The organism is Mesorhizobium sp. M2A.F.Ca.ET.042.01.1.1, from assembly GCF_003997405.1.
GTDB lineage: Bacteria > Pseudomonadota > Alphaproteobacteria > Rhizobiales > Rhizobiaceae > Mesorhizobium.
In genome coordinates, this window is the sequence record NZ_RZRX01000032.1 from 1 (window position 1) to 21,677 (window position 21,677).

General features: G+C 66.2%; 24 protein-coding genes. 10 read left to right on the forward strand and 14 right to left on the reverse strand.

Annotation, left to right across the window (positions count from 1 at the left end; all coding sequences use genetic code 11):
* The 3 genes from EOA23_RS07355 to EOA23_RS07365 all read right to left on the reverse strand — a co-directional run.
* A partial coding sequence (locus EOA23_RS07355; protein WP_127303417.1) for a DUF763 domain-containing protein occupies nucleotides 1-1,101 on the reverse strand: 1,101 nt, incomplete at its 3' end.
* Between the two features lie 337 nt (nucleotides 1,102-1,438).
* Nucleotides 1,439-1,768 (reverse strand): hypothetical protein, encoded by a 330-nt coding sequence (locus tag EOA23_RS07360; RefSeq protein ID WP_127303418.1) that lies wholly within the window; start codon nucleotides 1,766-1,768, stop codon nucleotides 1,439-1,441.
* 228 nt (nucleotides 1,769-1,996) lie between these two features.
* Nucleotides 1,997-2,326, reverse strand: a complete 330-nt coding sequence (locus EOA23_RS07365; RefSeq protein ID WP_127303419.1) for a hypothetical protein — start codon at nucleotides 2,324-2,326, stop codon at nucleotides 1,997-1,999.
* A gap of 254 nt (nucleotides 2,327-2,580) precedes the next feature.
* On the opposite strand from EOA23_RS07365, the gene EOA23_RS07370 reads away from it, so the two are divergent.
* The 3 genes from EOA23_RS07370 to EOA23_RS07380 all read left to right on the forward strand — a co-directional run bounded on the left by EOA23_RS07370 (nucleotide 2,581) and on the right by EOA23_RS07380 (nucleotide 5,563).
* A complete protein-coding gene (locus EOA23_RS07370) occupies nucleotides 2,581-4,605 on the forward strand; it encodes an AI-2E family transporter (protein ID WP_245474059.1) in 2,025 nt (674 codons plus the stop codon).
* Nucleotides 4,606-4,798: 193 nt separating this feature from the next.
* Nucleotides 4,799-5,005: a hypothetical protein gene (locus EOA23_RS07375; RefSeq protein ID WP_127303421.1), complete on the forward strand. Its 207-nt coding sequence runs from the start codon at nucleotides 4,799-4,801 to the stop codon at nucleotides 5,003-5,005.
* A 204-nt stretch (nucleotides 5,006-5,209) separates the two neighbouring features.
* Complete coding sequence (locus tag EOA23_RS07380; protein WP_127303422.1) at nucleotides 5,210-5,563, forward strand: cupin domain-containing protein; 354 nt, start codon at nucleotides 5,210-5,212, stop codon at nucleotides 5,561-5,563.
* Between the two features lie 275 nt (nucleotides 5,564-5,838).
* Here EOA23_RS07380 and EOA23_RS07385 read toward each other — a convergent pair whose 3' ends face one another.
* The 4 genes from EOA23_RS07385 to EOA23_RS07400 all read right to left on the reverse strand — a co-directional run bounded on the left by EOA23_RS07385 (nucleotide 5,839) and on the right by EOA23_RS07400 (nucleotide 7,801).
* Nucleotides 5,839-6,663 carry an acyltransferase gene (locus EOA23_RS07385; RefSeq protein WP_127303423.1) on the reverse strand — a complete coding sequence of 275 codons (825 nt, stop codon included), beginning with the start codon at nucleotides 6,661-6,663 and terminating at the stop codon, nucleotides 5,839-5,841.
* Nucleotides 6,664-6,786: 123 nt separating this feature from the next.
* The gene (locus EOA23_RS07390) at nucleotides 6,787-7,008 is read right to left on the reverse strand and encodes an alkylphosphonate utilization protein (protein ID WP_126061517.1); all 222 of its coding nucleotides are present in this window, start codon (nucleotides 7,006-7,008) and stop codon (nucleotides 6,787-6,789) included.
* Nucleotides 7,009-7,292: 284 nt separating this feature from the next.
* Entirely contained in the window at nucleotides 7,293-7,526 is a 234-nt protein-coding gene (locus EOA23_RS07395) for a hypothetical protein (protein WP_127303424.1), read from the reverse strand.
* 32 nt (nucleotides 7,527-7,558) lie between these two features.
* The gene (locus EOA23_RS07400) at nucleotides 7,559-7,801 is read right to left on the reverse strand and encodes a hypothetical protein (protein ID WP_108702863.1); all 243 of its coding nucleotides are present in this window, start codon (nucleotides 7,799-7,801) and stop codon (nucleotides 7,559-7,561) included.
* A gap of 410 nt (nucleotides 7,802-8,211) precedes the next feature.
* On the opposite strand from EOA23_RS07400, the gene EOA23_RS07405 reads away from it, so the two are divergent.
* Together EOA23_RS07405 and EOA23_RS36890 are read left to right on the forward strand one after the other, a co-directional pair.
* The gene (locus EOA23_RS07405) at nucleotides 8,212-9,141 is read left to right on the forward strand and encodes a hypothetical protein (protein WP_127303425.1); all 930 of its coding nucleotides are present in this window, start codon (nucleotides 8,212-8,214) and stop codon (nucleotides 9,139-9,141) included.
* Nucleotides 9,142-9,714: 573 nt separating this feature from the next.
* Nucleotides 9,715-9,837 carry a hypothetical protein gene (locus tag EOA23_RS36890; RefSeq protein ID WP_281058744.1) on the forward strand — a complete coding sequence of 41 codons (123 nt, stop codon included), beginning with the start codon at nucleotides 9,715-9,717 and terminating at the stop codon, nucleotides 9,835-9,837.
* Between the two features lie 444 nt (nucleotides 9,838-10,281).
* Here EOA23_RS36890 and EOA23_RS07410 read toward each other — a convergent pair whose 3' ends face one another.
* Entirely contained in the window at nucleotides 10,282-11,199 is a 918-nt protein-coding gene (locus EOA23_RS07410) for a LysR family transcriptional regulator (protein WP_127303426.1), read from the reverse strand.
* 133 nt (nucleotides 11,200-11,332) lie between these two features.
* Between EOA23_RS07410 and EOA23_RS07415 the strand changes: the two genes are divergently transcribed.
* Entirely contained in the window at nucleotides 11,333-12,760 is a 1,428-nt protein-coding gene (locus EOA23_RS07415) for an MFS transporter (RefSeq protein WP_245474056.1), read from the forward strand.
* Nucleotides 12,761-13,208: 448 nt separating this feature from the next.
* On the opposite strand, the gene EOA23_RS07420 is transcribed toward EOA23_RS07415, so the two are convergent.
* Both EOA23_RS07420 and EOA23_RS07425 read right to left on the reverse strand, forming a co-directional pair.
* Nucleotides 13,209-13,448 carry a hypothetical protein gene (locus tag EOA23_RS07420; RefSeq protein WP_245456523.1) on the reverse strand — a complete coding sequence of 80 codons (240 nt, stop codon included), beginning with the start codon at nucleotides 13,446-13,448 and terminating at the stop codon, nucleotides 13,209-13,211.
* Between the two features lie 173 nt (nucleotides 13,449-13,621).
* Nucleotides 13,622-14,020 carry a low affinity iron permease family protein gene (locus EOA23_RS07425; protein WP_127303428.1) on the reverse strand — a complete coding sequence of 133 codons (399 nt, stop codon included), beginning with the start codon at nucleotides 14,018-14,020 and terminating at the stop codon, nucleotides 13,622-13,624.
* A gap of 317 nt (nucleotides 14,021-14,337) precedes the next feature.
* On the opposite strand from EOA23_RS07425, the gene EOA23_RS07430 reads away from it, so the two are divergent.
* Complete coding sequence (locus EOA23_RS07430; protein ID WP_127303429.1) at nucleotides 14,338-14,532, forward strand: hypothetical protein; 195 nt, start codon at nucleotides 14,338-14,340, stop codon at nucleotides 14,530-14,532.
* 229 nt (nucleotides 14,533-14,761) lie between these two features.
* Entirely contained in the window at nucleotides 14,762-15,073 is a 312-nt protein-coding gene (locus EOA23_RS07435) for a hypothetical protein (RefSeq protein WP_127303430.1), read from the forward strand.
* Between the two features lie 77 nt (nucleotides 15,074-15,150).
* On the opposite strand, the gene EOA23_RS07440 is transcribed toward EOA23_RS07435, so the two are convergent.
* On the reverse strand, nucleotides 15,151-15,993 hold the full coding sequence (locus EOA23_RS07440) for a slipin family protein (protein WP_126061509.1): 843 nt from the start codon (nucleotides 15,991-15,993) through the stop codon (nucleotides 15,151-15,153).
* Between the two features lie 275 nt (nucleotides 15,994-16,268).
* Between EOA23_RS07440 and EOA23_RS07445 the strand changes: the two genes are divergently transcribed.
* Nucleotides 16,269-18,164 carry a diguanylate cyclase gene (locus EOA23_RS07445; RefSeq protein WP_127303431.1) on the forward strand — a complete coding sequence of 632 codons (1,896 nt, stop codon included), beginning with the start codon at nucleotides 16,269-16,271 and terminating at the stop codon, nucleotides 18,162-18,164.
* A gap of 137 nt (nucleotides 18,165-18,301) precedes the next feature.
* On the opposite strand, the gene EOA23_RS07450 is transcribed toward EOA23_RS07445, so the two are convergent.
* The 3 genes from EOA23_RS07450 to EOA23_RS07460 all read right to left on the reverse strand — a co-directional run bounded on the left by EOA23_RS07450 (nucleotide 18,302) and on the right by EOA23_RS07460 (nucleotide 20,508).
* Nucleotides 18,302-18,787: a hypothetical protein gene (locus tag EOA23_RS07450; RefSeq protein WP_245474057.1), complete on the reverse strand. Its 486-nt coding sequence runs from the start codon at nucleotides 18,785-18,787 to the stop codon at nucleotides 18,302-18,304.
* A gap of 274 nt (nucleotides 18,788-19,061) precedes the next feature.
* A complete protein-coding gene (locus EOA23_RS07455; protein WP_127303432.1) occupies nucleotides 19,062-19,445 on the reverse strand; it encodes a VOC family protein in 384 nt (127 codons plus the stop codon).
* 133 nt (nucleotides 19,446-19,578) lie between these two features.
* Nucleotides 19,579-20,508 (reverse strand): LysR family transcriptional regulator, encoded by a 930-nt coding sequence (locus EOA23_RS07460; RefSeq protein ID WP_127303433.1) that lies wholly within the window; start codon nucleotides 20,506-20,508, stop codon nucleotides 19,579-19,581.
* Nucleotides 20,509-20,603: 95 nt separating this feature from the next.
* Here EOA23_RS07460 and EOA23_RS07465 point away from each other — a divergent pair, with 95 nt between their 5' ends.
* Nucleotides 20,604-21,614 (forward strand): NAD(P)-dependent alcohol dehydrogenase, encoded by a 1,011-nt coding sequence (locus EOA23_RS07465; protein ID WP_127303434.1) that lies wholly within the window; start codon nucleotides 20,604-20,606, stop codon nucleotides 21,612-21,614.
* Nucleotides 21,615-21,677 lie beyond the last annotated feature (63 nt).

Sequence of the window (21,677 nt, forward strand, 5' to 3'; positions counted from 1 at the left end):
CCTTCGCAGCGCCTCCAGCTCCTCGCTCCGCCCGAGCTTTGCCTTGCCCACCGCCGATTTCAGCACGGAAATCGTCTCGTCATAGACTTTCAGCGGCACGGGGAAGGGGTGGCGGTCCTTGCCGCCGTGGGCGAGCGAGAAGCGGGCCGGGTCGGAGAAGCGGTAGGGTGCGCCGTGCACGACTTCGGAGACCATGGCGAGCGCGCGCACCGTGCGCGGGCCGACGCCGGGGACCAGCAGCAGCTCGGGGAAATCCTTGGGGCCGCTTTCGATGGCCGAGGCGATGTTGCCGTGCAGGCGGCGCATGACGATGTCGCTTTCGCGCACGTCGTGATGCGCCGGCATGACGAGGTTGGGCAGCAGCGGCTGGGCGGCGGGTTCGGGCTCGGGCCGCGGCTCCAGCACGGCAAGCTCGGTCAGGATCTTTTCCGGGCTCATCGTCTTGAGCAGCTCGACCTGGCCGCCGCGCGCTTTTTCGGCGCGGTGGTCGGTGAGGTTGATGATCTCGCCCTGGCGCTCGCCCTCTATCGCGGCATGCGGCTGGTCGACGAAGCTGGTCAAGCCTTCCGACAGCCAGTGATAGCGGCGCGCCTGGCGGGCGTCGCCGTTCATGCCTTGCTGCACCACCACCCAGCGCCCGTCATCGGCGACGATGAAGCCGTGCAGATAGAGATCGTAGCCGTCCTGCACTGCGGCGCTGTCCACCTTGGCCACCAGCCGGCTGGCGGTGGCGAGAGCATCGCCGTCCAGGCCGACGCGGTCGCCGATGGCCAGCAATTCGCCCGGCGTCTTGCGCGAATGCGCGCCGCGCCCGCCGCAGACATGGATGCCGAGCTCGTTGCTGAGCGGGTTCAGCCCGCGCTTCAGCGCGCCGATGACGGAAGTGGTGATGCCGGAGGAATGCCAGTCCATGCCCATCACGGCGCCGAAGGACTGGAACCAGAAGGGATGCGCCAGCCGCCGCAAGAGCTCGTCGCGGCCGTAATGGTGAATGATCGCCTCGCACAGCACCGCGCCGAGCCTGGTCATGCGCTCGCCCAGCCATTTCGGGACCCGCCCGCCATGCAGCGGCAGGTCGGCGCTGCCGCTTCGCTGCGTCACGTGATTCTCCTGGATGCCGGTGATTTAGATGGCATGTCGGGAAGGATTTGCAAGGCGCTGCGCGAAGCTGGCGAAAGAGGCCCAAACCCTCTTCGTCATCCTTGGGCTTGACCCAAGGATCCATGCCGTGACGTGGGCCGAGGAATGCCACGGATCAGAATTCTACGCCGTGGTAGCACTCGTATCTCACGGCATGGATCCTAGGGTCTGCGCGCGTCGCTTCGCTCCTTGCTCCGCCCTAGGATGACGACCGCGAAGTATGGCCTGCGCTTGCGTCTCGTCAGTGCCGTTTCCGTACGCCGCGGCAACGCAACGTCGAGCGTGCAAAGTGCCCCGCCTAGTACCTGTAATAGTACCGGTGGTGATGCCTGTGGTGCCAGTAGTGGTGCCTATGGTGGTGCCGGTGATGATAGACGTAGTAGTGCCTGTAATAGTACCGGTGCGGATAGCGGACCACGTAGCCGGGATAATAGTCGTCATAGTAGCGCGGGCCGTAGTAGCGGCCGCCATAATCGTAGAACGGGCCGCCATACATCGGACCGCCGTAGAACGGATAGCCGCCAAACGGCCCGAAACCGAGACCGAAGAAGCCGTGCGCGTCCGCCGGCGCTACCGTGGCCGCCGCCGAGGCGACTGCGATAACCGAAGCAAATAGGAGCTTTTTCATGGGGCAACCTCCTCCTGAAGGTCGATCACCCTATAAACGCGCCTGAGGCGGCCGGTGTTCCCGCAACTGCTAATATTCGCTCGCGACGGGTCTGCAGCCTCAGCAAGATCGGAAAGTGCCGGGAAGCCTGGGCCGCCAACCGAAGCGTCCTGTCCCAAGCGCCTGTGGCGCCGGACGCGAGGTCGCGCGGGCGGCAGAGCCGCCTCGCGCGATCATTAAGGCTTACTGCTAATAGTTGTTGTAGTAGCCGTTACCGCACACGCGCACTTCTTCCGTCACGCGGTGGTGATGGCGCCAGTGGGTTATCAGCTCGGTGCGGCAATGATGGCGGTGATAGCGGTTGTGATAGCGCACCACATAGCCGCCATTGTCGTAATAGTCGTCATTGTAGACATGGCGGTAGTAGCGGTGCGGGTAATAGCCGCCATAGTCGTTGTAATAGCCATCGTCATAGCCCGGACCGATGCCGATACCGAGCTGCACGCCGCCGGCGCTGGCCGGCGCGATCGCGAACGCCGAGGCGATGGCGATCATCGAAGCAAGCAGAAGCTTTTTCATCGCTGCCTCCTTGAGTTTCGAGGCCCCTTCGGCAAGACAACGATTTCCGGCGGTCCATGTTCCCTGACCGGTTGCCACCCGCGGACTGGGCAGGGGCAGGACGCAAGGCGCCGGATCCGACACATCGCTTCGTCCCCGCAACCGCATGAGCCCGGATATTTATTAGAGCAATTGCAACCGACCGGGCTTCGGCGCGTTGCACGCCGGCGAAGTATCTGGGATCATTGCCGGACGGACGGCATGGAGGCTCGATGGTGGCGGCCAATCGCGGGAACGGGGCGTCGGAGCCGAGGCTGGAAGGCCTGCTCGCCGCGTCCAGGGGCCATCCGCGCACGGCGCTGCCGACTGTGGCCAGCGTGGTCGTCACGGTGGCCGCGCTCTATTTCGGGCGCGAGGTGTTCCTGCCGATCGCCGTCGCGCTACTTTTGACCTTCGCGATAGCGCCCGTCGTGTCCTCACTGAAGCGCGCGGGGGTTCCGCGCATCGCGGCGGTCATCGCCAGCGTCGCCGGCGCCTTCGCGGCGCTTTCGCTGTTCTCCTTCGTGGTCGCCACCCAGGTCAGCGATCTCGCGCAGAACATCCCCCTCTACCAGATCAACATCCTGACCAAGGTCCGCGCGCTGAAGGAAAACGGCCTCGGCGGCGGCATCATCTCGCGCCTCGGCGGCGTCATCGAGCGCGTCGGCCAGGAGATCGACCGCCAGGAGCCGCAGCTGCCCTCGGCCGCCCAGGCGCCGAAGCGCGAGCCGATCCCGGTCGAGGTCGTCTCGCATGAAAAGCCGCTCGAGGTGCTGCAGAACCTGATCGGGCCGCTGATCAGCCCGCTCGGCTCCGCCGGCCTCGTCGTCATCGTCGTCATCTTCATGCTGATGGAGCGCGAGGACCTGCGCGACCGCTTCATCCGGCTGGTCGGCTATGGCGACCTCCACCGCACCACGCAGGCGCTGCAGGATGCCGGCAAGCGCGTCGGCCAGTATCTGCTGATGCAGCTGGTGGTCAACATCATCTACGCCGTGCCCATCACGATAGGGCTCTGGGTGCTCGGCATCCCCAACGCGCTGCTTTGGGGCCTGCTGGCGCTGGCGCTGCGCTTCGTGCCCTATATCGGCCCGATCATCGGCGCGCTGCTGCCGCTGTTCCTCGCCTTGGCCGTGGCGCCCGGCTGGTCGCTGCTGTTGTGGACCGCCGCGCTGTTCGTCGTCGTGGAGCTCGTCACCGGCAATGTCATCGAGCCCTGGCTCTATGGCTCGCATACCGGCTTGTCGCCCCTGGCCATCATCGTGGCGGCGATCTTCTGGACCTGGCTGTGGGGGCCGATCGGCCTGGTGCTGTCGACGCCGCTCACCGTCTGCCTGGTGGTGCTTGGCCGGCACGTGCCGCAGTTCGAGTTCCTCGACGTCCTGTTCGGCAACGAGCCGGTGCTGGAGCCGCATGCCAGGCTCTACCAGCGGCTCCTGGCCGGCGACCCGGACGAGGCGACCGACCATGCCGAGGAGATGCTGGAGGACAAGTATCTGTTCGAATTCTACGGCCAGGTGGCGATTCCCGCGCTGCTGCTCGGCGAGCAGGACCGGGAGCGCGGCGTCATGGATGACGCGCAGCGCCGGCAGCTCGCCGACAGCGCCATGACGCTGGTCGCCAATCTCGACGACAGCGCCCAGCAGGAGGCCGAGGAGGAAGAGAGCGAGCAGGCGGCCGCTGCCGATGAGAAAGCAGCCGACAGCGAGGCTGGCGAGAAAAACAAGGCTAGCGAGAAAAACCCTGCCGAAGCCAAGCCTGCCGAGGTGGAGGAAGAGGAGGTCGATCTGCCCGACGGCTCGGGCATCGCAGTGCTCTGCGCCGGCGGGCGCGGCGAGCTCGACGACGCCGCCGCCGCGATGCTGGCGCAGGTGCTGGAAGTGCAGGGCGCTTCGGTGTCGAAGGCGAGCTTTACCGAGCTCGAGCCACTGGCGATCCGCCGTCTCGACCTCGAAGCCATCGATGCGGTCGTGATCGGCTTCCTCAACCGCCAATCCACCCGGCACGCGCGCTTCATGGTTCGTCGGCTGAAGCGCAACAAGGCGAAGCTTCGGGTCGGCATCGTTTTCTGGTCGGAAGTCGGCAATGGCGATGTCGAGGCCGCGGCAGAACTGGCTGCCACTCTCAACGCCGACTTCGTGGCCTTCGGTATGATCGACGCGGTCACCGGAGCGCTTTCCAGAAAGGCGGCCGTCACGCTCAAGGCCGGCCACCGGCGCAGGCAGCCGGCGCGCAGGAAACAGTTGCAGGCCGCGGAGTGAAGGCGGAGCGCCCGCCGGTGGCGTAACGGTGCGGCAAAACGGTGGGGGAAAAGAAAAACTCGCCGGACCTACCCTAATGCCCAAAGCCCACAGGCCCGGCGAGATTTAAACCTGATCCCCGATCAGGACCGGCGGGAGGACACCGGCAATCTCTTCATAGCAAGACGAGTGCCAGTCCCGAAACGGGACAGTGATGCTTAACGCCGTAATCCCTGCCGAACGTCTGTTAAGTGTTGCTAATGTGCTACAGCTTATGGGCCGCGCCAGCTTTAAGGTTCCACATGCGGACCTGAAAGCCTTGAAAGGGGGTACCATGAAGAAGACCTATGAGAAGCCTGTTTTGGTCAGGCGCGAAAAGCTGAGCGGCATCGTCGCAACACCATCTTCCACTCCGACCTGATCTGACCGGACACTGAAAAGCCCGCCATCCGGCGGGCTTTTGATTCTGGATGCAACGCGGCCGAGCTGAACCCGCTGATCCTCAGCCGCGAACCTTTAGGCATCCGTCGCCGCATCGCCCCTCGCTGTCGTATCGCCGCGTGCAACGCATGCCGTCATCGGCTATGCCGTCGCCAGCCAATTCCGGCGAAACCAGGAGCATCCGATGACCAGATCCACCATTCTCAAATTCGGCGCCGTCGAGCATGCCGATGGCGGCGATCTGCCGGGCTGGATCGCCGTCGAGGGTTCCCCCACGATGCAGACCGCCGTGCAGCACACCACCGAGGACGGCAAGGTGCTGTCCGGCACCTGGCGCGCCTCGCCCGGCACCTATCATGCCACCTACACCGACTATGAATTCGTCCACATGATCGCCGGCCGCATCATCATCACACCCGACGGCGGCGAGCCGGTCGAGGTCGGCCCCGGCGACGCCTTCGTCGTCGAGGCGGATTTCAAGGGCACCTGGAAAATCCTCGAGCCGGTGACCAAGCATTTTGTGGTTGTGGTGGGGTAGGGGGCGCGGCGCCGGAACTGCTGATCTCCCCCCCTTGCGGGGGAGATGGCCGGCAGGCCAGAGGGGGGCGCTAAGGATCGCCGCGCCTCAGGATAAGGGTTCCTCGCCCCACGCAGTGGGGAGAGGTGGCTCGGCGAAGCCGAGACGGAGAGGGGAGCGCCCTACGAAGGCCCCTCTCCGTCCGCTTCGCGGCCACCTCTCCCCCGCCTTTGGCGGGGGGAGGAACCCAGCTTAGATACGCTTCTTCGCTCCGCCCTACCTTCCCACCTTCGAAATCACCCTTTTCTCCACCTCCGGCTAAAGCGATTCCTCGAAGGGCGTGGCCATATGGTGCTGGTCGCGGAAGGCGAGCCATGGGCGGCTGCGACGCCGGTGCCGGTCAGGAGGAGGGCCGGCACCGGCGCCCGCGCCGCATTGGCCATCAGCCAGCCGTTGCGACGGATCGGGTTCGCGATGAGGCGGTAGGTGAGGGCGGGCAGCGCCAGCGTCAGCGCGAGGCAATAGAGCCGCTCGATGGGCGTCAGCTCCGGCGCCAGCATGCCGGCATAGACGATGAGCGGCCAATGCCACAGATGGATCGAATAGGAGAGCCTGCCAATCCACTGCAAGGGCGGCAGCGCCAGGGCGGCATTCACCCAATTCCGCCCGCAATCGGGTGAATAGCCGTCCCTGGCGCCGGCCGCTCCCGCCTTGAGCAGAAGGACCGTGCCGGCGACAGGCAGAAGCGCCAGAAAGCCGGGGAAGGGAGCGTCCTCGCTGAAGGCGGGATAAGCGGCCCCGATCATCGCCAGGCCGGCCAGGCTCAACGCCCGCCCCAGCAGCGGACGCTCCTGCAAAAGCCGCGCCGCCGCCATCGATGCGAGGCCGCCGGCGGCAAATTCCCATGCGCGCAGCGGCGAGAAGTAGAAGGCCCAGGGCTGCGAAACGCTCGTCAGCCAGGCGCAGAGGATGAAGGAGACCAAGCCCGAGATGACGAAGACGACCCCGGCAAAGCCGCCCGGCAGGGCCGCCAGGCCGAAATGGCAGGCCACGACGCCCGCCACGGCCACCGCCCGCAACCCTTCTATATCGGGTCGGAAATCCTGCGCGGATGCTGACACGAATACGAACCTCGTGAATGCTCGTTCGTATCCCGCCTGAGGCAAAGCCTCGGCCCTATGCGTCGATATCGCAATGCAACAAATCTAACGCAGTGCAACATAAGGGGAGATGGGATCCCGCAATCACGCCTTCTTCAGGAACTCCGTCCTCAGCACCAGGCCCTTGACCTGCTTGGTGTTGCATTCGATCTCGCCGGGATTGCCGTTGAGGCGGATGTTCTTCACCAGCGTACCGCGCTTGATCGTCTCGGACGTGCCCTTGACCTTGAGGTCCTTGATCAGCGTCACGGAGTCGCCATCCTTCAGCGGCGTGCCGTTGCTGTCTTTCACAATAAGGTCGGTCATGGCGGGTCTTTCATCGGTTGGATGGCCTGCGCCCGCCTATCGCGCCGGCCATGGCCTGGTCAAGCCGCGCGCTTGGCCCGCGCGGACCGCATGGCGCGGCCCGCGCGGGGGGCAGGCGCCGCCTTGCCGACGGCGCCGAGCCCCCAGCCCTCAGGCTGGCCGGGTGGGCTGTCGCCTGGGTCGTTCGCCCACTTCTTTTTCTCGCCGATCCCGGAGGGCTGACGGCCATCAGTCTTGCGCGGTTGCGGGACCGGAACCGTCGGGTGCGCTTCCCGCAATTGCCGCTAGAAATGCAGGTCCAGCGGCTGCGGATAGGCCTGGCCCGGATCCCCGGTCTTCGGCGTCTGGCCCGCCAAAGGCACGATACCGCCGGTTGCCGTCCGATCGAGCGGCGGCCGATGCATGCCAGTCGTGGCGGCCTTGTCTTCGGTCACCGGGATTTTCGTCTTGGCCCCGGCGCCTTGCGTCAGCACGACCGAAAGGAGAAGCGCCGTCAGCGCGGATAGGACGATCTTCATGGCAGGTTTCCTTTCCTGGCTCTGCGGCCTCCTCATGGCTTGAAGCCAGATGCGTCGAGCAGCGCGACCTGCTTGCCGTCGACATAGAAGCGTATCGCATGCGCGTCGTTGTCGATGTCGATGCGGGTGGGCGACGCTCCTTGCGTAGCGGGCGTTGCCTTGACGTATTTCGACTGGAATTCCCCCTGCGGCGCGTTGATGAACAGCAGCGCCAGCGCTATGCATCCCGAAACAAACAAGATGAAGGTGAGTGTCGAAGAAGTGGTCGAGGTCATCTGAACATTCCTCCCGGATGAGGTGGCAACACGGTTTGCTCGTCGCCGGCTTTTGAGCCGGGATTCGCCGTCGCTCGAAATCGAGCGTGTCACAGTTCTGCAAAGGAAGGGGATGACGTGCTCAAGCCCGCATTCAGCGCGTTTTTCATGACGGTCTGCCCCTTGCCCGATGCGAGCTTAGCGCCAGCTGCCCGGGGGCAAAGGGCGGCCATGTGGAAGGGCGTGGAATTCTGCGGAATTTCCGTGGCATCGGCCTGTGGAAGGTCAGAGCACCGGACGTCGGGCGCAGGACGAAAGTCCGGCGCGCAGCGTCGCGACCATGCGTATCCTCACGAGTCGACGCCGTGCCCGGGGGCGGCCGCGGCCAGGCATGATTCTCGGAAGGGCATGGGGTCCGAGGGGGCGGTTCGATGGCACAGCATATCGCGCAGAAGCTGCGGCTGACATCGGCCGTGCTCGGCACCGTCACCCGCAAGGATCTCGCGGCAGCGTTCCGGGGCGTCAACGCCAAAACGGCATTCGATCTCGGCCGCGCCGACAAATGGCTGCAGGGCCGGGCTCAGCCGCGCGAGCAAAGCGTCTACGACGATTGGGCGAAAGTGCTGCGCCTCGAGCAGCCCGGCGCCTGGATCGCCGAGAGCGATCTGCCGAGCTTCGCGGCCGCCATCGCGGCCCGCCACGGCATCGGCGTGGCGGAGCTCGAACGCCGCGCCCACGCGCAGTCCGCTGCCTCGCCCGGGCATGACGACAGAGGCATCGGACTAGCGCTCGCCGGGACCTATGCCTGGTACACTAGCGCCTGGTCGCCCTATTATCGCGGCCAGCTCATCAGGGGCCGCCTGGCGATCGAGGCGGGGCCCGGTGCGCATGCCTTCAACGCCATATATCGCGAGACATCGCCGACCGGGCAGTTGCAGTTCTCCGGGCCGGTCACGCCGACAAAGCGCAGCCTCTATCTGCATCTGAAGGAGGTGGGCGGCGAGGCGCAGTCCTTCCTTTGCCTGTTCCCGCATACGCAGCCGGTGAGCGTGCTCGGCGGCTATATGGTCGGCACCGCCATCTTCGCCCCGGAAGCGCAGCCCTCGCTCACCAGGATCCTGTTGGTGCGCCTGCGCGATGCTCCCGCCGCCGAACAATGGGGCCCCCTGCCGCCCGGCATCTCGATCGCCGCCGACCTGGCAAGCCTCGGCATCGTCATGGAGCACCCGGAAGCGGTCGACCGCCAGCTCGGCCAATTCCTCAGCGCCGATGGCGATGGCGGCGTCAACCAGATCCCGCCGTCCGAGTTCCGCGCCATCCTCGACGTGTTCGACCGCCATTGGCTGCGGCATGCCGGCTAATTGTCCTGTGTCATTCCCGGCGCGCAAGCGCGATCGGTTGCGTTGCAAGCAGCGGCAGAACTGGAAGCCTGGACCGGCCAGGAGCGGGCGGTACACTGCGCAGGTGCCCGCCCGTCCGGCGCCGCCGCCAAGCTGCTGAAACCCCGTCCGTCCCCAACAGCAACGGTCATGGCGTGACCAGTGCTTGCGAAGTGCCATTGGCGCGGTGCCCTGTCAACGCCGCCGGCGAGGGCTCCAGAAGCGCCTTTCTAGCCGCCTTTTCGCGCCCGAAGCACGCTTGGCACCAATGCTGGGGCCACGGCGAAAAGCCATGAAATGGCGGAATTCCAGGCATTTCCGATATCCAGCATACCGCGCCGCACATATATGCGTATCCGCTTGAATAAGCTGATTTTTCGCCAGACCGACTGTCCCTTCGACCCTGACTTTTTTTGGGGGCATTTCGGCGGTGCAAGATCGGCGCCCGGCGGCGAGGGGTTCTCCTCTTGAAAGCGCTTTTTGGCGCGCGTGTGAGCCGTTTCATGATCTGCTCATGAAAGACGTGATACAATGCCGGCAAAGGGGGAAGTTGCGATGGCCAATCGGTTGTTCGAGATCCTTGCCAGACGGCGCGGGTGGCTGGACCGGGTCGCATTGGGGCTGCTTGTCTTCCTGGCGACCCTGGTCGCCGCGCTGATGGGCGGCGCCAGCGCCTAAAGCAGTTCCAGGAATCGGCTCTGCCCAATTGCTTTGAATTCGAAGGTCGCGGACCTGAGCCGCACCGGCCTTGATGCACCTCTCGCCGCTCAGTCCTGCCAAAGAGGAGGTGCGCCGTAGCCGCGCAGGCCGGTTCCGTTGCAGGCCCGGCAGGAAACCCGTTGTCCGGGGCAATTGTCGCGCAACGTGCCCGAGGGACAGCATGAACCTTTCGACACCACCTGTTTTTCACACTCGAATACCTTGCCGGCGCCCAGGCACCGGGGGCACGCGAACTTCCTGAATTCGCCCAAGCGAGCCTCCGGCTGTTTCAAAAGCGCCCGGCAACGCGCTGACCATGCCACGGGTTCCATGAACGGCACGGTTTTTCTTGTGCGCAGTATACGTTAGTAAAGGCTAACGTTAAAGAAGTGTCCCCGCGGCGATGGTTGGTACCTCGCCGCGTCAATCCCTCTCAGGGCCGGGATTACGCGCCCCGCCGCACACATCCTTCACCAGCCCCCGCAGCCAGCGATGCGCCGGGTCGGCATCGAGCCTCGGATGCCACAACAGCGAGATCGTCAGCGGGACGAGCTTGACCGGCAGCGTGAAGGTGAACAGGCCCTCGCGCAGCGTGCCCGTATAGCGCTCCGGCACCGTGGCGATGAGGTCCGAGCCGCGCGCCAGCGCCAGCGCCTCGGCGAAGCCGCCGACGACGGTCGCGATCGTCCGCGTCAGCCCGGCGAGCTCCAGCGCGTCATCCACCGGGCCGCGATCGAGCCCGCGCCGCGAGATCAATATGTGGCGGCCGGCCGCGAAGCGGGCGGCGGTCATGCGGCCTTCGCTCAAAGGATGGCCGGGGCGCGCGACGCCGACGAAGCGGTCGCGGAACAGCGCCCGCGACCGCACCTCCGGCCCGGTCGTGGTGCCGATCACACCGGTCTCCAGATCGACCGCGCCCTCGCGCATCGGGCCACTGTCCTTGTCGGGCTTGGGCACGAAGCGCAATTGCACGCCCGGCGCTTCCTCAGCCGCGCGGGCCAGCAGCGCGGGGCCGAAATTCTCGACGAAGCCGTCGCTGTTGCGCAGCGTGAAGCTGCGGTTGAGCCGCGCGAGGTCGAGCCGCTCGGCGGGCCGCAGCACCGCTTCCGCCTCCTTCACCAGCCGGCCGACCTCCGCGCCGAGCTCCGCTGCGCGCGGCGTCGGCACCAGGCCTCGCCCGGCGCGCACCAGAAGCGGATCGCCGGTCGCCGCGCGCAGCCTCGCCAGTGCCCGGCTCATCGCCGAAGGACTGAGCTTCAGCCGCCGCGCCGCCCTGGCGACGCTGCCTTCGGCAAGCAGCACATCCAGCGTGACGAGCAGGTTGAGATCGGGTCGCGACATAAGCGCAACCATAGCATGGTTGTCGCGCGATGACATGGCGTTTCATGCACTGATCAAGTGCAAATGCTGCGCGTTCCGCCATATCGGCTGGACGCCTATCTTCCCGGCGAATTCACCCGACGGAGAAGACATCATGGCCGATATTGCCGAGACCCGCGCCGCGCCTGTAAGCCGTGCGACGGCGGGCGCGCTGGCCAGCCTGTCTCTGGCCATGCTCGTCTCCTCGCTCGCCACCAGCATCGCCAATGTCGCGCTGCCGACGCTGAGCGTGGTCTTCGCCGCGTCGTTTCCGGCGGTGCAATGGGTGGTGCTCGCCTATCTGCTCGCCATCACCGCGCTGATCGTCAGCGTCGGGCGCCTCGGCGATCTCGTCGGCCGCAGGCTGCTGCTGATCGCCGGCCTGGCGCTGTTCAGCGTCGCCTCATTTGTCGCCGCGCTTGCCCCGTCGCTGGCGCTGCTGATCGCCGCGCGCGCCGTGCAGGGGCTGGGCGCGGCGGTGATGATGGCGCTGACGATAGCCATCGTCGGCGAGACTGTGCCGAGGGAACGCACCGGCAGCGCCATGGGACTGCTCGGCACCATGTCGGCGATCGGCACGGCGCTCGGCCCCTCGCTCGGCGGCGTGCTGATCGCCGCCCTCGGCTGGCGCTCGATCTTCCTCGTCAATGCCGCGCTGGGCGGCGCCGCGCTGCTCGCCGCCTGGCGCTTCCTTCCAGCGGCGAGCGTCCCGCGCCAGGCGGCGGGCGCCAAGGCCCGCTTCGATATGCCGGGCACGCTGCTGCTCGCCGCCACGCTTGCCGCCTATGCGCTGGCCATGACCATCGGGCGCGGCCATTTCGGCGGCCTCAACGCGGCGCTGCTCGGCGCGGCCGTGGCTGGCGCGGCGCTGTTCGCCGTCGCCGAGGCCAAGGTGGCGTCGCCCCTGGTCAAGCTCGCGCTGCTGCGCGACAGGGTGCTGGCGCCAAGCCTCGCCATGAACGCGCTGGTCTCGACGGTGATGATGGCCACCCTGGTCGTCGGCCCGTTCTACCTGTCGCGCGCGCTGGGCCTGAGCGAAGCGGCGACCGGGGCCGTGCTGTCGATCGGCCCCGTGGTCTCGGCGGTCTGCGGCGTCATTGCCGGGCGTATCGTCGATCGGCTGGGGGCGGCAGCGATGGTCGTCGCCGGCCTGGCGCTGATGGTCGCCGGCTGCGCCGCGCTCACAGCGCTGCCGGGCCTCTTCGGCGTTGCCGGCTACGCGGCGGCGATCGCCGTGCTCACGCCGGGCTACCAGCTGTTCCAGGCCGCCAACAACACCGCCGTCATGGCCGATGTCGACAGAAGCGAGCGCGGCGTGGTGTCTGGCATGCTCAGCCTCTCGCGCAATCTCGGCCTCGTCACCGGCACGGCGGTGATGGGCGCGGTGTTCGCCTTCGCCGTGGGGACGAGAGATATCGCGGCGGCAGCCCCGGCGGCCGTCGCGCACGGAATGGCGATGACCTTTGCGGTGGCTGCGGGGTTGGTCGTGGTCGCGGTGGCGATTGCATTTGCCAGCGGTCGAAGGGAGCGCCGCAGCGCCTGATCTCCGCAGCCCAGCCGGTGCTGTGACACAAGGATGCGGACGCGAGGCGATGCCCGGCGGGGAGGAAAGGGAGACTCCGTTAACAAATGCAAATGTCGGAGCTGAGAAGTGTGCGCAGTCTCACTCAGGCCAACGCGTGGATGGTCTATAACGTCTCCACGGGCAGGGCGGGGCAGCGCTTCCGCCGGACTGTCGAGTGGGCGTGGCGGGGAGGTCGAAACGATGCATGAAACATGGTGGCGGCGGCAGGAAGCTCAGCCTCTGATTCCTGAGCGTGAACTTCGCTTTATGATGAAACTCGGGCGTGTGGCGCGCGACGAGGCGATGAGATTGCTGGGGCGATACCGTGGGGACCGCGAGGCGGTATATGCTGAGTTGAGAAGGCGCGATGTGATCAGGGCACGCCACGCGCGGCCTCACTGATCACTTCATGCGGTCCCTCGGGAACTTACAGCCCGAGTGTCCAGCCGTCTGTCATTTGCAATTCCCTGACCGACCTGAATAATGCAGCGCCTACGGTCGGCCCGTGGGTGGCCTCTACGAAAGCGGCTGCGGCGGTCTCGACGGCATCGGCTGAATGGTCGACCCTGTCGAAGCGCTTCACCACGCGCTCATGCAGCATCGATAGCCTTGCGGCCCGGTGGAGATCGGCGCGCTTCTCGCCGTGCATATCGAGCGGGGCGAACATGACCATCCCCAAAAACGGCGATGCCCGGCATTTTGTTCCGATTGGCCGGCGTGACGACGCTGCGCCGGGACGGCTTAGCGGGACGCTTCCGCGATCGCGTAATTTCGCCGCCGGCTGAGAGGCCTATCTTTGCCTGGCGGCGGTGCCCATTCCGCCTTCGGCCGGTGCCTCAGCTACCCCAACGAACCCCCACCCACTGCGGCGCCGGCCTCATCTCTCGCGCCGTTCAACGCCTCTGACGCCGCCAGGCGCCCGGCCTCGATCTCCAGTTCCATCAGCTTGGACTTGATCTCATGCGGCTCGGCATGTTCGAGCCCGACCACGTCGTTGCGCGTCTGCTTCAGCGCGATGACGATCTCGTCGAGCTTGGCGTGGATGGCGGCGGTGTCCCGGTAGCCCTGGATGAGAACCACCCCGGTGATGATGATGGCCGCCACCGACAAGGCATAGGTCACCACGTTTGTAAGCCCCAGCGGCACCAGCAGCGTGCAGGCGGCCATGGCGGCAAGCATCGCGTAGAAGCCGGGCGGGCGCGACAGGAAATCGGCGATGCGGAAGAGCAGGCGGTTCATCGGCCGCCTATCCGAGCAGCATGCCGGCTACCAGGACGGTGAGCAGCACCGATGCCGGCACCGCCAGAAGCCAGCGCGCCTCCAGAACACTGTTGCGATCGTCGTCCATGGTCATTGCTCCTCTTGGCGGGCGCCCAGCCGCGAATTCCACAAACGAGGCTGGGAGGCTTTCGTTCCCCGATCCGGCGACGGTCGCAAAGCGATGTCGGACTGAGGTCGGACGGGCTTGCGAAGAGGACCGAGCGCCGCAACCAAAGCCAGGGCCTCGCATTGGCACGCGCGCCGATTTTTCGCGCGTCGCCGATAGGGGAGCAGACATGAGCCTTGATAGACCGGCAGATGATTTAGACGACCAACCCTACGAGCCTGCGTTCTTCGCCGCCAAATACGGCCTGCCGCCGCGGCTGGCCAAAACGATGCTCGAGGCCAACGGCCCCGGGCGGCGCGCCTGCGACGCGGCCGCCACGACCTACCTGCGCTACATGGCGCTTCGGCGCCGGCGCGAAAGCTGACCTAAAGCATGTCTCCCGAAAGTGGGAACCGGTTTCGGGATAAAGACATGCGTAAAATCAAAACCCAAAGCGCATGGAGCGAATCTGAAAGATCGCGACGCGCTTTGGTCGCCGGCTGTGCTTTTCCGCCTGCGCGGCCCCGCGCCGCGACGCAACCCGGGCGGGAACCAAAGCGGCGGGCGGCGGTTTATCCGGCGAAGGGATGAATTCAGGAATCAGGAATAGAGCAATGAAAACAGTGCTTCTTGCTGCCCTGGCGCTCTGTGTCGCCGCGCCCGCCGTCGCTTCCGCGGCCGAGGCCGATGTCGTGATCAGGACGCATCACAGGCATTATTATCACCACCGCCCGGCGGTCGTCATCAACGACGAGGGCCACCGTCTTCACCACCGCCGCCACGGCACGATCGCCTTCTATGACAATGGCGAGCGCGGCTGGCGTCACCGCCATCACCGCCGCGACGACACCGTGGTCGTCACGAGTTCGATCGGCCATCGGCACCATCACCGTCCGGTCGTCGTCGAGAGCGGATCCGACTACTAAGACCCCAACCCTCATAAAGGATCCGGTTCCGGCTCATGCGCCATGACGCGCGAGCCGGACCGGATTTTCATGTCCCCCTATGCCGCGCTTTTCAACACGCCGGCCTGAACCAGCGCCGCCGCCGGGTTGAGGCTGTCCACCAGCCCGGTCGGGATCAGGATGGTGGCCCCGCGTTCCTTGGTCGTCTCGTAGATGATGTTCATGGCGCGCAGCTGAAGTGCGGCCGGATGGTCGGCATAGGTGGTGGCCGCCTCCACGAACTTCGCCGCGACTTCCGCTTCCGCCGAACCCAGGATGACGCGCGCTTCCTTCTCGCGCTCGGCCTGCGCCTGGCGCGACATGGCGTCCTGCAGCGCCACGGGGATCGCGACGTCGCGGATCTCGACCGACATCACCGTGATGCCCCATTGCGCCGTCTTGGCGCCGATGACGTCGCGCAGATGCTCGTCCGCCGCCTTGCGGTCGGAGAGCAGCGAGGACAGCATCGAGGAGCCGATCATCTCGCGCAGCGAGGTCTGCGCCACGCGGTCGATCGCCTCGCGGTAATTGGTGATTTCCAGCGCCGCCTGGCGCGCGTCATGCACATGCCAGAAGATGACGGCGTCGACATTGACCGGCACTGTATCCCTGGTCAGCGCCTCCTCGGCATTGAACGCGGTGGTCTGGATGCGCTGGTCGATCACCGCCACGACATTGTCGAGGACCGGAACGATCATGAACAGGCCGGGGCCGCGCACGCCCAACAGGTTGCCGGCGCGCAGGACCACGAAACGCTGCCAGGTGTTGGCCATCTTCAGCGAGGCTGCGACCAGGGCCGCGCCAACGAAGAACGGCGCCCCCGCCCATGGTCCGGCCAGCGCGCCGATACCGGCGCCGATGAGCGCGAGGACGGCGGTGAGGAAAAGGGTGATCGGATTCATCGAAATAGCTCCTTGTCGCGGCCTTTCGGGGCACGCGATGCCGCAACGGGCCTCGCGAGGAGCGTCGGCGGCCCGGGATGGACCGCCTGGCCGGCAAGTCTGGGATCGATCACGCTTGTCGCGAGGACAATCGACGCCGGCAGGGGTTCATATGGTGCGGCAAGGGCAGGTTCGCCAAGGGGGCGCAACCGGGGACCCACCTTGGGTGGCTGCCTTTAACCCGGAAACAACTTTTCAGGTGCTTTTAATGGCCGATCGGAGATGGGTTTGGCGCCATGTGGCAACATCTTACGGCAAATCTCGCTGCGGTGGCGCTGTTCGTTTCCGGCTGGAACTACGTGCAGCCCTGGCTTGAGGGACGCTCTCAAAGGTTCAGGCTGCTTGTCTTCGGCTGCATCATGGGCTGGGGCGCCTTGGCCTCCATGCTGTTGACCGTCGAGATTCGTCCGGGCGTCCTGCTGGATCTCAGGACATCGCTGGTTGCGACGGCCGGCCTGTTCGCCGGCCTGCCCGGCGCATTGGTGGCCGCCGCCTTTCCGCTGGGATACCGCATCGCCATCGGCGGCCAAGGCCTCACTGCCGGACTGGTCGGCATCGCGGTGGCGTTCGCCGCCGGCGTTCTTGCCAACCGTAGCATCGGGCGCCGCCAGACGCGCGCCTGGCAAGTGCTGGTGTTTGCGGTCTGTGTAGGCCTGTCCGGGCTGGTGCCGATTTCGATCCTGCCGCAGACGGCCGCCCCTGTTATCGACGCGCGCCTCGTGCTGCCGCTCATCGCGCTCAATATGGCGGCAACCGCCGTGGCCGGCCTCGTCGTGCTGCACACGCAGCTTGTCACCAAGGAGCGCAATCTGCTGCGCGCCGCGGTCGCCCAGGCGCCGGACTTCTACTACGTCAAGAACACGCGCGGCCAGTTCGTCGCCGTGAACCAGTCCGTCGCCGCCTTCCATGGCTACGACCATCCGGTCCAGATGACGGGCAAAACCGACTTCGACATAGCGGACCCTGCGCGCGCCCAGACCCTCTTTGAGCTGGAGCAGCGAATGCTGGAAACGGGCGAGGGGATGGCCGATTTCGAGGAGCAGGTCCCCAATGCGAAGGGCAATCTCCGTTGGTTCTCCACCTCGAAGACGCCCGTGCGCGATGTCGAGGGCAACATCATCGGCCTCGTCGGCGTCACGCGCGACGTCACGGCGCAGAAGCAGCTCGAACAGGCATTGCTCGAAGCCAAGAACCAGCTTTCCTACGCGCTGTCGGAAATGTCGGACGGACTTGCCATGTTCGATGCCGAAGGAATGCTGATCTTCTGCAATGAGCAATACCGGAACTTCTTCCCGCTCACCGGCGACCTGCGCGTTCCCGGCACGAGACTGCGCGACATCCTCGAAGCCGTGACGGTGACCGGTGAGCAGGTGGGCATCCCCAAGGGTCATGAGCGGGAGTGGATAGACAATGTGGTCGGCGCGCTGCGCACGCCGGGCGAGCAGCAGATCAAGCTTTTCGACGGCCGCTGGCTGATGTTGCGGACAAGGCCGACAGAGGCAGGCCTGGCGCTCGTGGTCGTGTCCGACATCACCGAGATCAAGAGCACCGAGGGAGAGCTGACCACGCTCAGCAACCAGCTGGCGCAGCTCGCAAACACCGATCCGCTGCTTGGCGTCGGCAACCGTCGCGCCTTCGATCAGAGGCTGGCCGGCGTCGTTGCGGAGGCAAGCCAGTCCGACCGGGAATTCGCGCTGCTCTTGATCGATGTCGACTCCTTCAAAGCCTATAACGACCGTTACGGTCACCTCGCTGGAGACGAGTGCCTGCGCCAGATTGCCGATTGCCTGCGCCAGCGCACGCGCGCCGGTGATTTCGTGGCGCGTTATGGCGGCGAGGAGTTCGCCGTCATCCTGTCGGAGGCCTCGGCCGCCGGCGCGATCCGCGTGGCCAACGATTTGCGCGCCGCGGTGCGCGAGCGGGCGCTGAAACATGATCGCAGCGAGCGCAAGATCGTCACCATCAGCGTCGGCATCGCCATCAGTGGCCCCGCCGCTCGCCACAATCCGACGAGCCTGCTTCTCCAGGCGGACAAGGCGCTCTACGCCGCAAAGGCAAGCGGGCGCGACGCCACGCGGCTGGCCGAGCCGGACGTCGGTTTCCAGCCGATCCCGCTTCCACGCAAGGCGTGACCAAGCGCGGCGGGAAAGGCCTAAAGCATGTCTCCCGAAAGTGGGAACCGGTTTCGGGATAAAGACATGCGTAAAATCAAAAACCTAAAGCGCATGGAGCGAATCTGAAAGATCGCGACGCGCTTTAGGAACAGGCGTCAATCGGCCTCGCCGCCCGAACCCTTGCCGCACTCGGCCAGCACCTTGCCGATCGCAGCACCTGAGCCTTTCAGCGGAAACGTCGCCGCGCCATACTTGTCGGCGCTGACCGTCACCTCGCCCTTGCCGCGCAGCAGCGAAAGCAACGGGTCGGCGGGGCCGGAGAGCTCGGCGGTGAAGTAATTGTACATCGCCTCCAGCTCGAGCTTCTTCGTCAGGCTCTTGTCGCCGGCCTTGAAGGTGAAGGAGCCGCTGATGCCGGGCTCCAGCTGTCCGCCCGCGGCGCCGAGATCGTAGCTCAGCACCGGCTTGCCGAAACAGGCGAGCATCAGATGCGCATCGCCCTTCGATCCGCCGCAGACCGAAGCCGTCATCACGCTGCCGCCCTCATCCTCTTCCATCCTGGCCGACCAGGAGCAGGACGCGGCATGGGCGGGCAGGGCGGTGAGCAGTGCCAGGATGAGTGTTGCCAGCCCGCTTTTCATGATCGCTCCCCCTCGTGATGCGGTGGATCATACAGGGATTGGCGAGAACGGGCGAGCGCGCAATCTCTCACCCTTTCGCTTCGTCATTCTAGGGTCTGCGCGCGTCGCTTCGCTCCTTGCTCCGCCCTAGAATGACGAAGGATAGGCTCGCGCTAGATTAACTTCTCCAGCGTAACCCTTCCCCCGTGGCACAGAACACCGCATGGCAATCGCTGGCGCGATGCCGACGATCGACAGTTCCCCACGCCCTTGCCGCCACGACGTGGGCTTGCGGTCACCGCGCCTTGGCCGGCTGGAACAATTCCACCAGATTGCCGGAAGGATCGACAAGCAGGATCTGCGAGCCGCCAGGCCCGGTGACGATGTCGTTGCGGAAGCTGACGCCCGCCGCCCGCAGCCGGGCAACCTCCGCCGCGATATCCTCGACGATCAGGTGGATGCGGTTCCAGCCGCCTGGGCCAGGCCGCTCGCCATCCGGCATCGGCCTGCCCGCCGAACTGGTCGGACCGCTGAGGAGCAGCCGAAGCGCTCCCCTCGTGACATCGGCGAAGGCCGGCGCGTTGTTCGAAAGCTGGGTGAAGCCCAGGTGCTTCGTGTACCAAGTGAGGGCCTCTTCGACGTCGTTGACCATGTAGCGGACATTTACAGTCGTGGACATTAGCCTTGCCTCTTGCGTGAGCGGGTGAGCAGTTTAGCCGGCATGTCGCCAGGCCGCCAAATATTTCGCTCATAGTCCCTGAATGCCTTGATCACCCGCTCAGGACTTCCGCCGACATCTCGAAGTTGCCTTCTCACCGCCGCCACGGCGGCTCGGGCGAAAATCGCTTGCCGATCCAGTCGGCGAAGGCGCGGGTCTTGGCGGCCTGGCCCTTGGCTGAGGGCGTGACGACATAGACCGCGCCCTCGTCGGCCAGCGTCCAGTCTTCCAGGATCGGCACCAGCCGGCCGTCGGCAATCTCGCGTCCGACCAGCCAGTCCGTGCTCATCATCAGCCCGACGCCTTGCACGGCGGCCTCGACCAGCACCTCCGCGTCGTCGCTGACCAGTGGCCCGGAAACCTCGACGCGCGCGCGCCGGCCCTCACGGTCGGTCATCTCCCAGACCGGAAAGGTCTGGAAGCCGGTGAAGCCGAGGCAGGAATGCTCGAGCAGCGCCTGCGGCGTCCGAGGCATGCCCCTTCGGGCGAGGTAGGACGGGGCGGCGCAGAGCAGCCGGCGCCGCGTCGCCACCTTGCGCGCCACTAGGCGCGAATCCTCGAGGCTGCCCAGCCGCACGGCGACGTCGAAATTCTCGGCGACGAGATCGGCGAAGCGGTTGGAGAATTCGGCCTCGATGCGCAGATCCGGGAACTCGGCGAGGAACTGGGGCAGGAACGGGGCTATCCACATACGCCCGAACGTGCCGGGCAGCGCCAGCCTGAGCAGCCCGCGCGGCCGGCCGCCGGCATGGGCGGAGGCGGCGGCCTCGGCCTCGTCGACAGAAGCCAGGATGGCGCGCACCCGGACCAGGAATTCCGCGCCCGCCTCGGTCAACGACACGCTGCGCGTCGTGCGGTGGAGCAGCCGCACCCCCAGCCGCTCTTCCAGCGATTGCAGCCGGCGCGACAGGATGGTCGCGTCGCGCCCGACCGTCGCCGCCGCCCGGGTGAAGGAGCGCGCCTCGGCGACGGCCGCGAAGGCGGCCATTTCGGCAAGGGCGGCGGGTTCGTGGGATTGCTGCATGATTTGCAATACTCAAATGCAAAAGCCGACAATTATCGAGACATAACGCAGCAGATAGGTTCACTCAACCGGCCATCGATCCACGGAGTGAAGCCATGAAAGCCATCGAACTCACCCAGCCCAGGCTCGACGCCTTCCGCGCCGCCAGCGTCGCCACGCCCGAACCGCAGCGCGGCGAGGTGCTGATCCGCCAGCGCGCTGCGAGCCTGAATTTCGTCGACGTCGCCGTGGCGAGCGGCAACTATCCCGGACCGGTTTTCCCGCTCATACCTGTCGCCGATGGCGCCGGCGAGATCGTCGCGCTCGGCGAGGGCGTGACCACCTTGGCCGTTGGCGACCGCGTCGTCGCCCATGCCAAGCCGCGCTGGATCGGCGGCCGGCCGCGGCCCTACGAGATGAGGGAGATGCGCGGCATCTCGCTGCCCGGATCGCTCGCCGAATATGTCGCCCTGCCGGCCAATTCCATCGTGCCGGTGCCGGCGCATCTTTCCTTCGAGGCGGCCTCCACGCTGCCCATCGCCGGCACCACCGCCTGGAATGCGATCCGCGCCGCCGATGTCGGACCGGGCTCCGTCGTCGTGCTGCTCGGCACCGGCGGCGTCTCAATCTTCACGCTGCAGCTCGCCAAGGCGGCCGGCGCCACCGTGATCATCACTTCGTCCTCGGACGAGAAGCTGGAGCGGGCCAGGGCGCTCGGCGCCGATCACCTGATCAACTACCGCTCGACGCCGGACTGGGACGGCAAGGTGCTGGAATTGACCGATGGCCTCGGCGCCGACCTCATCGTCGAGACAGGCGGCGCCGCCACCTTCGCCCGAGCCGTCAACGCCACCGCGCCCGGCGGCACGCTGTTCACCATCGGCTTCGTCACCGGCGCCGAGGCGACGGTCGACCTGCTGCCGATCATCATCAAGGCGCTGAAGGTGGTGGGCAACAACACCGGATCGGTGTCCGACCTCAAGGACGCGGCGCGGGCCATCGGCGCCGCCCGGATCGAGCCGGTCGTCGACAAGGTGTTTTCGCAAGAAGAGGCGACCGAAGCCTATACCCACATGGCCGCCGGCGGCCTGCATTTCGGCAAGCTGGTGTTCGGATTGGATTGGTAGGAAGGGCAGACGTCGGAGATTGGCGAAAGCGGCTGAGCGCTGATCTCCCCCCTTGAGGGGGAG

Bases quoted from the DNA above. Each gene is read 5' to 3' on its own strand.
- EOA23_RS07430 (WP_127303429.1), top strand. From the start codon at position 14,338: ATGAGCCTTGATAGACCGGCAGATGATTTAGACGACCAACCCTACGAG.
- EOA23_RS07400 (WP_108702863.1), bottom strand. From the start codon at position 7,801: ATGACCTCGACCACTTCTTCGACACTCACCTTCATCTTGTTTGTTTCG.
- EOA23_RS07465 (WP_127303434.1), top strand. From the start codon at position 20,604: ATGAAAGCCATCGAACTCACCCAGCCCAGGCTCGACGCCTTCCGCGCC.
- EOA23_RS36890 (WP_281058744.1), top strand. From the start codon at position 9,715: ATGGCCAATCGGTTGTTCGAGATCCTTGCCAGACGGCGCGGGTGGCTG.
- EOA23_RS07455 (WP_127303432.1), bottom strand. From the start codon at position 19,445: ATGTCCACGACTGTAAATGTCCGCTACATGGTCAACGACGTCGAAGAG.
- EOA23_RS07440 (WP_126061509.1), bottom strand. From the start codon at position 15,993: ATGAATCCGATCACCCTTTTCCTCACCGCCGTCCTCGCGCTCATCGGC.
- EOA23_RS07405 (WP_127303425.1), top strand. From the start codon at position 8,212: ATGGCACAGCATATCGCGCAGAAGCTGCGGCTGACATCGGCCGTGCTC.
- EOA23_RS07420 (WP_245456523.1), bottom strand. From the start codon at position 13,448: ATGTTCGCCCCGCTCGATATGCACGGCGAGAAGCGCGCCGATCTCCAC.
- EOA23_RS07375 (WP_127303421.1), top strand. From the start codon at position 4,799: ATGCTTAACGCCGTAATCCCTGCCGAACGTCTGTTAAGTGTTGCTAAT.
- EOA23_RS07365 (WP_127303419.1), bottom strand. From the start codon at position 2,326: ATGAAAAAGCTTCTGCTTGCTTCGATGATCGCCATCGCCTCGGCGTTC.
- EOA23_RS07410 (WP_127303426.1), bottom strand. From the start codon at position 11,199: ATGTCGCGACCCGATCTCAACCTGCTCGTCACGCTGGATGTGCTGCTT.
- EOA23_RS07450 (WP_245474057.1), bottom strand. From the start codon at position 18,787: ATGAAAAGCGGGCTGGCAACACTCATCCTGGCACTGCTCACCGCCCTG.
- EOA23_RS07395 (WP_127303424.1), bottom strand. From the start codon at position 7,526: ATGAAGATCGTCCTATCCGCGCTGACGGCGCTTCTCCTTTCGGTCGTG.
- EOA23_RS07460 (WP_127303433.1), bottom strand. From the start codon at position 20,508: ATGCAGCAATCCCACGAACCCGCCGCCCTTGCCGAAATGGCCGCCTTC.
- EOA23_RS07435 (WP_127303430.1), top strand. From the start codon at position 14,762: ATGAAAACAGTGCTTCTTGCTGCCCTGGCGCTCTGTGTCGCCGCGCCC.
- EOA23_RS07415 (WP_245474056.1), top strand. From the start codon at position 11,333: ATGGCCGATATTGCCGAGACCCGCGCCGCGCCTGTAAGCCGTGCGACG.
- EOA23_RS07360 (WP_127303418.1), bottom strand. From the start codon at position 1,768: ATGAAAAAGCTCCTATTTGCTTCGGTTATCGCAGTCGCCTCGGCGGCG.
- EOA23_RS07380 (WP_127303422.1), top strand. From the start codon at position 5,210: ATGACCAGATCCACCATTCTCAAATTCGGCGCCGTCGAGCATGCCGAT.
- EOA23_RS07390 (WP_126061517.1), bottom strand. From the start codon at position 7,008: ATGACCGACCTTATTGTGAAAGACAGCAACGGCACGCCGCTGAAGGAT.
- EOA23_RS07445 (WP_127303431.1), top strand. From the start codon at position 16,269: ATGTGGCAACATCTTACGGCAAATCTCGCTGCGGTGGCGCTGTTCGTT.
- EOA23_RS07425 (WP_127303428.1), bottom strand. From the start codon at position 14,020: ATGAACCGCCTGCTCTTCCGCATCGCCGATTTCCTGTCGCGCCCGCCC.